A 13,736-nucleotide genomic window follows, 5' to 3' on the forward strand; every position below is an offset into this window, starting at 1 on the left:
TCGGCCGAGCCGGACGGTCGTACGGTCGAGTCAACCCCCCGAACAGGTGGCTACGAGGCCTCGACGAGCGGGAGGTTCTTGCGGCCGCCACCGGGCATCGCCGTCGAGGAGAAGTGCGAGGCCACACGCTCGTCCGTCGGGTCGTCCGCGGGGTTCTCGTGCACCGTGAGGTGGCGGTAGAGGGTGTCGCGCTGCGCCGGGGTGCGGCCCGCCGTGCGGATCATCGAGATCAGCTCCATCAGGTTGGAGCGGTGCCGGGCGCCGGCGGAGGAGATGACGTTCTCCTCCAGCATGATCGAACCGAGGTCGTCCACGCCCATGTGCAGCGAGAGCTGGCCGACGTCCTTGCCCGTGGTCAGCCACGAGGACTGCAGGTGGGCGACGTTGTCGAAGAAGAGCCGCGAGACCGCGACGAAGCGCAGGTATTCGATCCGGGTCGCCTGGGTGCGGCCCTTGAGGTGGTTGTTCTCCGGCTGGTAGGTCCAGGGGATGAACGACCGGAAGCCGCCGGGGCCGTCCGCGGCCTCGACAGCGGAGTCGGCGTAGCCGTTGGCCACGGCCAGATCCTGCACGTCACGGATCATGCGGATGTGCTCGATGCGCTCGGCGTTGGTCTCGCCGGTGCCCATCATCATGGTGGCCGTGCTGCTCAGGCCGTTGCGGTGGGCGGTGGCCATGACCTCGAGCCAGCGCGCCCCGGACTCCTTGAGCGGGGCGATCGCCTTGCGCGGGCGATCGGGGAGCATCTCCGCGCCGGCGCCCGCGATCGAGTCGAGGCCCGCCGCCTTGATCCGGAGGATCGCGTCCTCGATCGAGACGCCGGAGACCTTGGCCATGTGCAGGATCTCGCTGGGCCCGATCGAGTGGATGACCAGCTGCGGGTAGGCCTGCTTGACCGACGAGAACAGGGTCTCGTAGTACTCGACGCCGTAGTCGGGGTGGTGGCCGCCCTGGAGCATGACCTGGGTGGCACCGAGGTCGAGGGCCTCGCCGCAGCGGTGGAGGATCTCCTCCATCGGGTGCGACCAGCCCTCCTGGTGCTTGGGCGCCCGGTAGAACGCACAGAACTTGCACGCCGTGACGCACACGTTCGTGTAGTTGATGTTGCGATCGATCAGGTAGGTGACGATGCCGTCGGGATAACGCCGGCGGCGCACCGCGTCCGCTGCCTCACCGAGGCCGTGGAAGGGCGCGTCGGTGTAGAGCAGCAGTGCCTCCTCGGGCGTGATCCGCCCGCCGTCCGCCGCACGCTGCAGAATGCTGTCGATCTCCGCGTTCACCGTCACGTCCTGAAGACTACGTCCGATCCGCTCCCCGAGTCAGCGGCGAGGGTCACTGACCGCCGTAGCCGCACCGGGTCGTTAATCTCGACGGGGCGGACGGGATCGGAGTCGCAGTGCTGGTCGTGCAGGGTGGGTGGACGGCGGGGCAGCTTGTCCTCTGGGCGGAGGACCCTGATCTCCCCCGGGGCACGTCCGCGCGGGCGAGGCGGCGCCCGCATCCCTTCGCGGTGTCGGCGGACGGGCTGGCAGCGGCACTCACCGACGCCGTTCCGCATGACGCCGGTCACGATCTGCTGACGCTCCAGCTTCCAGGCACCGGTTCCGGGCCGCTCCCGTCTCCCGAAACCGGCCTCGAGCCCGCGAAGCGGGGCGTGAAGCTCGGCTCCTGGGACACGCCGGTCCTGCTGATCCCGGGCGACCGGGCCCTGTCCGCTCTGGCGGCCCTCGCCGAGCCGGCGGACCCCGACGGCCCCTGGACGCCGGCCGCGTCCCTGCGATACCTCTCGCTGCTCGCCGGGTGGGGCTTCGACCTGGCCCGTCGCGGCCGGATGCTGCCCCAGCTCGTCACCGAGGCCGGGGTGGCGACCGGGCGCTGGCGACCCGTGCTGACCGGGCCGGACGGCGCCGCGTTCCGGGACTTCGCGGTCGCAATGCCCCCGGTGTGCCGGGCGGCCGGCGGGACGGCGGCGGTGACCCTGCGCGGGGCGCTCGACGCCGTGACCGACTCCGCGGCACGGCAACTTCTTCCCGAACGGCTACTTCTCGGCGTACGCCCCGGGCCGAAAGCGGATCTCGGCGACCGCTGGGTCTCGTCGCTGACCGCCGCCGACCCCACCCTGCCCGGCGCACGGCCGGCCGACATCGCCCAGCTGGCCAAGCCGCTCGAAGCCTGGCTGCGGGCCGCGCACGAGGCGAACGCGCCGATCCGGGTCAGCTTCCGCCTGGTCGAGCCGGAGGAGGGCGAGGACGAGTGGGGGCTCGATTTCGCCCTGCAGTCCGCCGAGGATCCCAGCCTCTACCTGCCCGCCGACGACCTGTGGACCGGCGAGCGCATGCCCGGGCTCACCGCTCGCGCCGACGAGACGCTGCTGGCCGGGCTCGGCCGCGCCGTGCGCCTCTTCCCCGCGATGCACGCCGCCCTGCTCGAGGCCCAGCCTAGCGCCATGGAGCTGAGCACCGCCGAGGCGCACGAATTCCTGCGTCAGGCGGCGCCGTTGCTGCAGGCCGCGGGCTTCGGGGTCCAGCTGCCGACCTGGGCCGGGCGCAAGGCCGTCGGATTGAAGCTGACCACCCGGACCAAGAGCACCACGCCGTCCGGCAAGGCCGCCGCGAGCTCCGGGTTCGGCCTCGACGAGCTGGTCTCGTTCCGCATCGACCTGGTGATCGGCGAGAGCACGGTCACCCCCGAGGAGCTGGCCGAGCTGGCGCGGCTCAAGGTGCCGCTGGTCCGGGTGCGGGGGCAGTGGGTCGAGCTGGATGACCGGCAGCTCGCGGCGGCGCTCAAGGCGGTGTCCCGGCGGCGCGAGGGCGAGCTGACCGCCGGTGAAGTGCTGCAGCAGGTGGTTGACGGGGGCGAGGAGGACCTGCCGCTCGTCGAGGTGGACGCGGAGGGGCTGCTCGGTGACCTGCTCTCCGGTGACGCTGAGCAACGGCTGGCGCCCCTGGCCACGCCCAGCGGCTTTCGGGGGGTGCTCCGGCCGTACCAGGAAAGGGGTCTGTCCTGGCTGCACTTCCTCACCCAGCTGGGGCTCGGCGGGGTGCTGGCCGACGACATGGGCCTCGGCAAAACCGCGCAGACCCTGTCACTGCTGCTCACCGAGCGCGACAACGGTGGTAAGCCGGGCCCCACGCTGCTCATCTGCCCGATGTCGCTGGTCAGCAACTGGCAGAAGGAAGCCGCACGCTTCGCACCCTCGCTGCGGGTCGAGGTGCATCACGGCGGCACCCGCAAGCGGGACGCGGAATTCCGGGAGCTGCTGGAACAGTCCGATGTGGTCGTCACCACCTACGGCACCGCGCTGCGCGATCTGGGCACTCTCCGCGAGGTCCAATGGGGACGCATCGTCTGTGACGAGGCACAGGCGATCAAGAACAGCGGGACCCGCCAGGCCCAGGCGGTCCGGTCCATCCCGGCGCGGACCAGGCTCGCTCTGACGGGTACGCCCGTGGAGAACCACCTAGCCGAACTGTGGTCCATCATGGAGTTCGCCAACCCCGGCCTGCTCGGCTCCGCGAAACGGTTCCGGAAAAGATTCCAGGAGCCCATCGAGGTACGCGGTGACGCCGACGCGACCGCAGCGCTCAAGCGAGCCACGGGCCCGTTCGTGCTACGCCGCCTCAAAACCGACAAGTCGATCATCTCGGACCTGCCGGAGAAGAACGAGATGAAGGCGTGGTGCCGGCTGACCGCGGAGCAGGCCACGCTTTACCAGGCAGTCGTCGAGGACATGCTCTCGGTGATCGAGGGCAGCGAGGGGATCCAGCGGCGCGGCAACGTGATCGCCGCGATGACCAAGCTCAAACAGGTCTGCAACCACCCCGCACACCTGCTCAAGGACGGATCCCGGCTGCCGGGGCGCTCGGGCAAGCTCGATCGGCTCGAGGAGCTGGCACAGGAGATCATCGAGGACGGCGACAAGGCGCTGATCTTCACCCAGTATTCGGAGTTCGGGACGATGCTCCAGCCGTACCTCGCCGCGCAGCTCGACCGGCCGGTGCTGTGGCTGCACGGCGGGCTCTCCAAGGCCAAGCGCGACGAGCTGGTGGACCGGTTCCAGAACGATCCCGAGCCGATGCTGTTCCTGCTGTCGCTGAAAGCCGCGGGCACGGGCCTCAACCTCACCGCCGCCAACCACGTCATCCACTACGACCGCTGGTGGAACCCCGCCGTCGAGGATCAGGCCACCGACCGTGCGTTCCGGATCGGGCAGTCGCGCAACGTCCAGGTCCGCAAGTTCATCTGCACCGGCACCCTGGAGGAGAAGATCGACGCCATGATCGAACGGAAGAAGGCGCTCGCCTCCTCCGTCGTCGGCACGGGCGAGGACTGGGTCTCCGAGCTGAACACCGACCAGCTGCGCGAACTGTTCTCCCTCGACACGGCGGCGGTGCGCTGATGCCGGCCTCCCTCCACCGCTACGGTGCGCTGATGCCGGCCTCCCTCCACCGCTACGGTCCGCTGATGCCGGCCTCCCTCCACACCGCGGCGGTGTGCTGACATGCCGGTCGACCCGGGCGGACGCTGGTTCGAGGGCGGTAGCGGCCCGATCCGCATCGACGGTGGCATCGCCGTGCGGGCCCAGCGCGGCAAGATCGGCTCCCAGTGGTGGTCGCGGCGCTTCGTCGACCTGCTCGAGAGCATCTGCCAGCCGGGACGACTCGGGCGCGGCCGGGCGTACGCGCGCAAGGGACAGGTCATCGACTTCGAGCTGACCCCGGGCCGGGTGTTCGGGCGGGTTCAGGGCTCGCGGCCGGACCCGTACGAGGTCACCATCACGATCCCCGCCTTCGACGACGAGCAGTGGGCCCAGCTCCTCGAAGCCCTCGGCGCCCAGGCGTTGTACCGCGCGGCGTTGCTGGCCGGCGACATGCCCCACGAGATCGTCGACGTGTTCGACGCCCACGGCATGCCGCTGTTCCCGCCCGACCTCGGCATGCACTGCAACTGCCCGGACTGGGGCGTGCCGTGCAAGCATGCGTCGGCGGTGCTCTACGTGCTGGCCGAGGCGTTCGACGACGATCCGTTCCTGGTCCTGGCCTGGCGGGGCCGCGACCGCGACGGCGTCCTGACCGCACTGCGCGGCCTGCCCGAACCGGAGGACGAGGTCGACCCGCTCGCGGTCGACGACGAGCCCCTCGAATCGCGCCTCGGCGACTTCTACTCTCCGGCGTTGTCACTGGGCCGCCTGCGTGAACGCCCATCCCGGACCACCACGCCCCCGGAGCTGTTGCTGCGGGTTCTCGACGCACCGCCGATCCGGGTACGCGCGATTCCCCTGGTCGATGTCCTGCGCCCCGCATACCGCGACCTGGCCGCCGCCGATTCCACCGCACCCGACCCCACTGCACCGACCCCGCCTGACCCCGGTCTCGCCTCGCCCGACCCCGGCTGACTCGGGTCTCGCCTCGCCCGACCCCGCCTCGCCCGGTCTCTCGGACCCGGTCGCGCTTCGCCAACTGCCTAGACATCAGTTCTTGTCTATTGACACGGAGTCTTAACAGTTCGATCCTGTGAGAGCGCTCTCCCCCTTGCGCGCACCCTCATCCCCGAGGAGTCTCCGTGCGTACAAAAAGAAGGCTCTTGCAGGCCGTCGCCGCCCTCGCGATGACCGTCCCAGCGGCCGTCACCGCCCTCTCATCCCCCGCCCAGGCAATCGGCCCCGCCCTCCTGCCGGTTACCGTCACCAACAACACCGGCCGCGGCGAAGCGACCTACCTCTACGTCATCGGCACCAACCTCAGCACCGGCCGCCTCGGATACGTCAACCAGGGCGGCACGTTCACGGCATGGCCCGCCGGGCAGATCCCACCCTCCCCGGCACCGGACGTGGCAATCGGCGGCCCCGGAAACGGCGGATCGACCACGGTGCAGTTCCCGCGCGGATTCTCCGGCCGGCTCTACTTCTCCTTCGGCACCAAACTGAAGCTGTTCCTCACCCCGGACGGATTCGTGCAACCGGCACCCTGGTCATCGGGAGACGCCAACCACGACATCCTGTTCGACTGGAGCGAGTTCACCTACAACGACGGCGGCCTCTGGCTCAACAGCACCCAGGTCGACATGCTCTCCGTCCCCCACGCCGTCTCCGTGACCGGCGCAAACGGCGCCACCTCCCGCGAGGGCGAACTGGTCAGCGACGGCCGCAACAAGGTCTTCAACGCGATCAAGGCCCAATCCGGCTGGGCGAACACCGTCTACACCCGCGCCGACGGCACCGTCCTGCGCGCCCTCGCACCCGGAAAAGCAGCCGGTGCGGGCCAGTTCAGCACCACTTATTACGACTCGTACATCACTTCGGCATGGAACGCCTACACCAGTAAAACTCTCACGGTGGTGCCGTTCGGCGACCAGCCCAACACCAAATACTTCGGGCGTACGTCCGGCAACGTCATGACCTTCACCAACACCTCCGGCCAGACGGTCACCTCGTTCAACAAGCCGTCCTCATCCTCGGTATGGGGCTGCGACGGCGACCTGTTCGCCCCGAACGACCTCGTCGTCGGCCCGATCGCCCGAACCCTCTGCGCCGCCCTCAACCGCGGCACCCTCGGCACGATCGACACCCAGCCGTCCACCAACGCGGCGCAGTTCTACCAGAACAACCCCGCGAACCAGTACGGCAAAATCATCCACCAGAACATGGTCGACGGTAAGGCCTACGCTTTCGCCTTCGACGACGTCGGCAACTTCGAATCCCTCGTCCACGACGGCGACCCCCGCTCCGCCGCCATCACCCTCACCCCCTTCGGCGCCGGCGGCGGCACCACCCCGCCCCCCAGCAGCGGCGGCGTCCCGGTCATCAACGACTGGAACGGCAAATGCGTCGACGTCCCCAACGGCAGCTTCGTCGACAGCGCACCCCTGCAGATGTGGACCTGCAACGGGTCTGCCGCCCAGGGCTGGAACTTCACCGGCGGGACTGTTCAGGCCGGGGGCAAGTGCATGGATGTTGCTGCGGGGTCGGTTGCCAATGGGGCGGCTATTCAGCTCTACAGCTGCAATGGCACCGGGGCTCAGCAGTTCGTTCTGTCCTCGGCGGGGGATCTGGTCAATGTCGCTGCTAACAAGTGCATCGATGTCAAGGACTGGAATGCTGCTGATGGGGCTCGGTTGCAGTTGTGGGACTGTGCTGGGACTGCTAATCAGAAGTGGCATAAAGGCTGATTGTTTCTCGCTGGTGGACGGGTGAGGGCCGGGGTCCCCAAGACAGGCTTCAAGGGCGTTTTTATGCCTGTCTTGGGAACCCCGGCCCTCACCCTTGCATGCGAGCCATTTCTGCTTTGACGTTGGTTACTGGGCGCTGGGTGCACGGCTGGGCTCTGCGTTCACCTTCTGCTTCTTGGTCTGGCTGCCGCGCTGGGGTTGGCGTCACTGCAGGCCTGGCAGCAGGCCCGGCTGAGTGGTGGGTCTTGCGACGCACCTCGCCGCTTCAGGTAAAGCATTCGGCGCACCCGCCACTGCCCCGCACGCGCCATTGACCAAACCCCGGGACAACTCACTGTGGGTTGCTCGTGCCCATGCCTTCGAAATCACGCGACCAACTCGCCGTGGACCACCCCACGCCCTCCACGGCAATGACGCGCCCACCCCAAAGCCTCACCGCCCAGTACCCCCGGCCCTCCCCCACACCCAAACACAAGCCCCACCTCAAAATTGACCGCCAACCCAAACCCCATACCTGATCGACAAAGAACCCCAAACCCACAACGAGCCCACACAAAGCCGCCACCAAAGAACCCAGAACCACGGCGTCCACGCGCGAGGCTGTCAACGGAGAGCACAGGACCACGGTGGGCACGCGCGAGGCTGTCAACGGAGAGCGCAGAACCATGATGGGCGGCGGCGGAGCGGTTTGCGGACTGCGCGACCGGCGAGGTACGTCGCGAGACCCACCACCCAGCTCGGCCCGCTGGCAGCCACCAAGGCTAGGCCGACCAAAGCGCGGCAGCCAGACCACAAAGCACGAGGTGGACGCGGAGGCCAAGCCATGCATCCAGAGCTCGGTGACCAATATCTGCGAGCGAGAGGCGTAGCGGCAAGGGTGGGGGCCTGGGTGGCCAAGACAGGCATAAAAACGCCCTTAAAGCCTGTCTTGGCCACCCAGGCCCCCACCCGTCCACCGCAACAATCCCACCCTCCAGCACCACGTCATAGGCTCGAAGACATGAGCGAAATGACCCACCGCCGCCTAGGCGCATCCGGCCTGGTAGTCAGCACAATCGGCCTAGGCTGCAACAACTTCGGCCGCAAGCTGGACCTGGACGGCACCCAGGAAGTAGTAGACGCGGCACTGGACGCGGGAATCACGCTGTTCGACACAGCTGACATCTACGGCACCCCGCACGGCGCTTCGGAAGAGCTGTTGGGGCAGGCGTTGAAGGGGCGCCGGGACCAGGTGGTGCTGGCGACGAAGTTCGGGATGGACATGGGGGGTATGAACGGCGCGGACCGGGGGGCTCGGGGGGCTCGGAGTTACATCGTACGGGCGGTGGAGGCTTCGTTGCGGCGGTTGGAGACGGATTACATCGATTTGTACCAGATGCATCAGCCGGATGAGGCGACTCCGATCGATGAGACGCTGGCGGCGCTCGATGATCTGGTGCGGGCCGGGAAGGTTCGGTATCTGGGGAATTCGAATTTTGCCGGGTGGCAGATCGCTGATGCTGACTGGACGGCGCGGGCTGATGGGCGGACTCCGTTTGTGAGTGCGCAGAATCAGTACAGCTTGTTGAACCGGCAGGTGGAGGATGAGGTCGCGCCTGCTTGCGAGCGGTTCGGGTTGGGGCTTCTGCCGTTCTTCCCGCTCGATAGTGGACTGTTGAGCGGTAAGTACCGGCGGGGGCAGAAGCCGGCTGCGGGGACGCGGCTGGCGACCGAGCGGCATCAGCGTTGGTGGGATGGTGCTGACTGGGACAGGATTGAGGCGCTCACCGAGTTCGGGCGGGAGCGGGGCCATTCCCTGCTGGATGTGGCCATTGCGGGGCTTGCCGCTCAGCCTGCCGTCAGCAGTGTCATCGCGGGGGCGACTTCGGCTTCGCAGGTGCAGCAGAATGCCGCCGCGGGTGCCTGGCAGTTGACCGCGGATGATCTCGCGGAGCTGTCCCGGGTTCTGGACGCATAGCGTTGGGCTCGGATCAGGAGCTTGTTGTTGCGGCGGCGGCTGCGGGGGCAGCGGTTGTGCGGGCTCGGTACGGCACGGAGATGGGCCGGGTCTCGAAGGCTGCGGGGGATTTTGCGACTGCCGCTGACCTGGAGGCCGAGCGGGTCATCGTCGACATGATTCGGGCTGCGCGGCCGTCCGATGGTGTTGTCGGTGAGGAGGGCGGACGGCAGGGCGGCGATCACGGGAATGGCCGAGAATGGCTTGTCGATCCGTTGTGCGGAACGCTGAATTACGCCGCGCGGACGATGCTGGTCGGGGTCAATGTCGCGCTGCGGGTGGGTGGGCGGACCACGGTGGCGGCCTGCGCCGATCCGTTCAGCTCCGAGATCTTCTGGTCCGATCAGACCCATGCCTGGGTACGCCGTGACGACCGCGACGAGCCCCTCACGCCGTCCCCGGCCTCGAATCTCGTGGACGTCAATCTGGACCCGCCGTTCCCGAACGATCCCGCGTTCCGCGCCGTTTCGTTGCTCGCCGATCGCCGTTTCGTGGACCGGTTCCGGCCCCGGGTGGTCTCGTCGACGCTGGCGGTGGCGTGGGTCGCGGCGGGCCGGCGAGCCGCTTACGTGACCGACGGCCATCTACGCGACAGCGTGCATTTCGCCGCGGGCATCGCGCTGTGCGAAGCGGCCGGCTGCGTCGTCACCGACATTCTCGGCGAACCGTTCCACGCCAGCTCTCGCGGTGGCTTGTTGGTGGCTGCCGATGCTGACACGCATGCGGCGCTTTTGATTCTCACCACTCCCGCAGAATGAAGGGCCCGGGGATCCGTTCTGGAGCGCTGGCTCCTTGGATCTCCGGGCCCGGCCTCGGCGGGAGCGACGATCTGCACCCCCCACCGAGCTACGACATCTGCATTTTGATTTTGCTCAGGCCACCGTCACGATTCGCCGGCGGCGGGCGACGTAGAACAGCACCCCACCTGCGAGGAGCAGTGCCGCACCGCCGCCTACGACGAAGCCGGTCGGGGCGCCGGTGACGGGAAGGCCGCCGCCCTCGCCGCCGGTGGAGAGCTCGACCTCGATGGCCGCGGTGTTGTTGGAGGCCTTGGTGTCCTGCGGGCCGGGTTCGATGGTGATGGAGCCCGGCTTGCTGGTGCCTTCGACCGTGCCGGAGAAGCTGAAGAACTGCTGCTCGCCCTTGTGGAGGCTTTCGAAGACGAGGCAGAGGTAGACGTGGTCGGCCGTCTTCTCGCAGCTGGGGTCGGTCTCGGTCGGGTCGATGCCGGCGGGGAGTTTGATCTCGGCGGTGGACAGCCAGCCCTGCATGATGCTCGCGGTCGCGGCCGGGCCGTCGTTGCGGATGCCGACCTTGATCGTGCGCTCGTCGCCGATGCCGCCGGTGAAGGTTGCGCCGAGGGCGACGCTGTCCGCCGGGTTCTTGCCGACGGTGATGAGGAACGAGGTGGCGTTGTCCCACTCGTTCAGCTCGTTCTCGTCGATGTCGTCGTTGTCGGCCAGGGCGCGGGCCTGGGCGAGCGGCTCGAGCTCGAGCTTGGTGCCGGCCGAGGTGGCTTCCGCTGCCTTGGCCGCCGAGTCGAGACCCAGCTCGTCGAGGTCGTTCAGGGCGAGGGCGAAGGCTCCCACGGCGTAGAGGCCCGGGCCGGGGGCGTCGGCGGCGACCTTGACCTTCATCGGTGTCCTGTCGGACAGCGTGAAGATCTGGTCACCCTCGATGGGCTGGTCGAAGAGGCAGACCGTGCCTTCGAGCTCGTCGACCTGCTCGCAGTTGGTGTACTTCGCCGGGAACGAGATGAAGTCGGCGCCGACCAGGACCACGCCGACGCCTTCCGCGGTCTTGTTGCCGGTGTTGCGGATCACGATCGGGATATCGGCGCTCTTGCCGGGCGCCAGCTTCATGTCCTTGATCGGGCTCAGCTCGAGGTCGATGCCGGTGCGGGTCGAGATGATCTGCACCTTGGCGGCCGCAGCCAGCGTGCCGGTCGAGTCCTTCGCCACGATTGTCAGCGTCTCGCCGAGTTTCGGCAGGGCGGCGGTCGGGCTGACGGTGAAGCTGAACTTCACCGCGGTGCCGTTCGCGTCGAGGTCACCGACCGGGCAGACGTTGTCGGTGCAGTCCTTCGGGGTGCTGAGGCCGATGCTCGCCGGGACCGGGTCGGCGAAGGACACGGTGACGCCCTTCGCCTTCTCCTCACCGATGTAGACGAGGTCGGCCTCGATCGTCTTCGACTTGCCGTCGACCGCGACGACCCGCTCGGGGACGTTGAGGAACATGCCGCCCGGGTCCGCCGGGATCGGGTCGTCGGCATAGGCGGGCAGGCCGGCCCCGGCGGTCGCCAGGGTGACGAGGACGAGGGGCAGCGCGAACCGACCCAACAAGCTGTGCAGACGCATGATCACCGGTTTCGATCAGGTGAGAGGTCCGCAGAGAGTAGGGGACGGGTCCGTATCGGCGCTACCCCGTTCCGGTCCTATACCTGGGCGAAAAGCGGGCCGTCGTCGGGGAGAGCAGGCGCTTCGCCCCGTTCCGCGGCGCGGCGGGCGAATTCTCGCAGGCCGGCGATCTGCCGCTCGCCCAGCGAGAAGTCGAGGGCGCGGAAGTAGGTGGCGAGGGTCTCGGCGTCGAAGGGCTCCCAGCGGGCGGCCGCCTCGGCGACGTTGTCCAGCTCGTCGAGGCAGAGGTCGCGGGAACGCTGGAAGGCCTCGTGCACGTCCTTGACCACGCCGGGGTTGGCCGCGGCGAAGTCCTTGCGCACGGCCCAGACCGCGAAGACCATCGGCAGGCCGGTCCACTCACGCCAAGCCTCGGCGAGGTCGGTGACCTCCAGCCCCATTCCCGGCGCTTCGTAGAGGGCGCGCAGGGCCACGTCGCCGATCAGCACGGCGGCGTCGGCCTCGAGCAGCATCTGGTTGAGGTCCGGCGGGCAGCGGAAATACTCCGGCTCGGCCTTGAACCGCTCGCTGAGCAGCATCTGGGCCAGCAGCACGCCGGTGCGCGACGTGGCGCCCAGAGCGACCGGCCGGCCGTCGAGCTCGTTCAGCGGGCGGGTCGAGACGATGTTGACCGAGAGCACCTTGCCATCGCTGCCGACCGCGAGATCGGGCAGGAGCAGCAGCTCGTCGGCGTGCCGCAGGTATTCGACCAGGGAGATCGGCCCGATGTCGAGGTCACCGGCGACCAGCAGCGCGTTCAGCCGGTCCGGGGTGTCCTTGTAGAGATCGACGTCGAGCAGCGCACCCGAGCGCATGAGGCCCCAGTAGATCGGAAGACAGTTGAGGAACTGGATGTGCCCGACCCGCGGTCGTTGTACTGCGTCGCTCATGACCCGACGCTATCCCCGGCCGGTTGCGAGACACCTTGCTCCATCGGTCGCAAGCGAGGTATCTCACGTTCGGCCCGGCCAACCGACGCCGCTCCGGCCCGGCGAGCCGACATAGCTTCGGCCCGGCGAACCGGCACTACGCAAGCAATGACGGCGGCCAATCCGGCTAAGCCCGCGGCGGCCACCAGCGGCCGCGGCGCGAACAGCTCCAACAGCGGCCCACCCACGACAAATCCAATCATTCCGCCCGTCTGGGTTGCCGAACTGATCGTCGCCCACGCTCGCCCACGGACCGCTTCCGGGATCCGCTCGGCCACGACGACAGCCGTGCAGACATTGAGCCCGCCGTTGAAGGCGCCTCCCACCAGCCACAACGGCACCATCAACCAAGCGTTGGGTACGCCGGCCGCGGCCACCACCGCAAGACAGCACCCACCCATGAGGACGAGCGCCATCCGCACGTCGCCGCGCTTGGTGAGCCGCCCGAACACCAGGCTCCCCACCACGACACCCGCCGCCCAGGAGCCACTGATCAGACCGAACGTCGTCGTGGAGGCGTGCAGGGTCTCCCGGATGAAGAAGACCTCGATCACGTTGATCGCACCGACCCCCGCAACGGTCGCGGCCACGGCGAGAGTCATGACCGCGACGAGCCGGTCGTCACGCAAGCGCCATCGCGCGCCTGCGGTCCGTGGTGCCGCCTTCCCTCTCCGGGTACGCAGAAAGAGCCCGGCCGCCACCAACGACAGATAACTAGCCGCATCGATGAGCAGCGGAACCCGCACCCCGAACCTGCCCACGAGCACCCCGGCAAGCGCCGGCGCGATCAGCACCCCGAGGCTGAACGCGGTCTGGTTGATACCCCCGGCCCGCCCGACATCCTCGCGCCGCACCATCGCGGGCAGCAACGCCGCGAGGGTCGGCTGCGTGACCGCGAGCCCGCAGGAGAGCAGCGCCACCAGCGCGATGATGAGGATCGGCGTCCCGACAAAGGCGAGCACGGTGCAGACCGCCGCCTGAGCCACCCCTGCGACGATCAGCACGGTACGGCTGTCAACCCGATCGGCGATCCGCCCCGCGACCGGCGCGAGCAACGCAATCGGCGCGATCGCCGCCAGCATGAGCCCGGAGACGACGAGCCCGCCGGCACCGGCCTGCTGCAGCGCGAGCGCCAGAGCGGTCGCCGCGAGGAAGTCACCACAGACCGTGATCCCCCGCGCGGCAGCCGCGACGTAGACATCACCCCATCGCGAAGGCTCAGATGTGAAGGACATACTTCGAAGTTAT

At 68.5% G+C, this 13,736-nt stretch carries 9 protein-coding genes; 5 read left to right on the forward strand and 4 right to left on the reverse strand.

Annotation, left to right across the window (positions count from 1 at the left end; all coding sequences use genetic code 11):
- Positions 1-50 precede the first annotated feature (50 nt).
- Positions 51-1,286: a cyclic dehypoxanthinyl futalosine synthase gene (gene mqnC / locus Aco04nite_RS41865; RefSeq protein ID WP_213002722.1), complete on the reverse strand. Its 1,236-nt coding sequence runs from the start codon at positions 1,284-1,286 to the stop codon at positions 51-53.
- Positions 1,287-1,396: 110 nt separating this feature from the next.
- On the opposite strand from mqnC, the gene Aco04nite_RS41870 reads away from it, so the two are divergent.
- The 5 genes from Aco04nite_RS41870 (at position 1,397) to Aco04nite_RS41890 (ending at position 9,921) form a co-directional block, all read left to right on the forward strand.
- Positions 1,397-4,399, forward strand: a complete 3,003-nt coding sequence (locus Aco04nite_RS41870; protein WP_213002723.1) for a DEAD/DEAH box helicase — start codon at positions 1,397-1,399, stop codon at positions 4,397-4,399.
- 102 nt (positions 4,400-4,501) lie between these two features.
- Positions 4,502-5,395 (forward strand): SWIM zinc finger family protein, encoded by an 894-nt coding sequence (locus Aco04nite_RS41875; protein ID WP_213002724.1) that lies wholly within the window; start codon positions 4,502-4,504, stop codon positions 5,393-5,395.
- 167 nt (positions 5,396-5,562) lie between these two features.
- Positions 5,563-7,167, forward strand: a complete 1,605-nt coding sequence (locus Aco04nite_RS41880) for a beta-1,3-glucanase family protein (RefSeq protein WP_213002725.1) — start codon at positions 5,563-5,565, stop codon at positions 7,165-7,167.
- Between the two features lie 1,000 nt (positions 7,168-8,167).
- Positions 8,168-9,124 (forward strand): aldo/keto reductase, encoded by a 957-nt coding sequence (locus Aco04nite_RS41885; protein WP_213002726.1) that lies wholly within the window; start codon positions 8,168-8,170, stop codon positions 9,122-9,124.
- A 2-nt stretch (positions 9,125-9,126) separates the two neighbouring features.
- The gene (locus tag Aco04nite_RS41890; RefSeq protein WP_213002727.1) at positions 9,127-9,921 is read left to right on the forward strand and encodes an inositol monophosphatase family protein; all 795 of its coding nucleotides are present in this window, start codon (positions 9,127-9,129) and stop codon (positions 9,919-9,921) included.
- Between the two features lie 114 nt (positions 9,922-10,035).
- Here Aco04nite_RS41890 and Aco04nite_RS41895 read toward each other — a convergent pair whose 3' ends face one another.
- From Aco04nite_RS41895 to Aco04nite_RS41905, 3 genes are all read right to left on the reverse strand, one after another.
- Entirely contained in the window at positions 10,036-11,520 is a 1,485-nt protein-coding gene (locus tag Aco04nite_RS41895; protein WP_213002728.1) for a COG1361 family protein, read from the reverse strand.
- 77 nt (positions 11,521-11,597) lie between these two features.
- The gene (locus Aco04nite_RS41900; RefSeq protein WP_213002729.1) at positions 11,598-12,449 is read right to left on the reverse strand and encodes a menaquinone biosynthetic enzyme MqnA/MqnD family protein; all 852 of its coding nucleotides are present in this window, start codon (positions 12,447-12,449) and stop codon (positions 11,598-11,600) included.
- Complete coding sequence (locus Aco04nite_RS41905) at positions 12,446-13,723, reverse strand: MFS transporter (RefSeq protein ID WP_213002730.1); 1,278 nt, start codon at positions 13,721-13,723, stop codon at positions 12,446-12,448. Before Aco04nite_RS41905 ends, Aco04nite_RS41900 begins: the two co-directional genes overlap by 4 nt.
- Positions 13,724-13,736 lie beyond the last annotated feature (13 nt).

This window comes from Winogradskya consettensis, assembly GCF_018332715.1.
Lineage (GTDB): Bacteria > Actinomycetota > Actinomycetes > Mycobacteriales > Micromonosporaceae > Actinoplanes > Actinoplanes consettensis.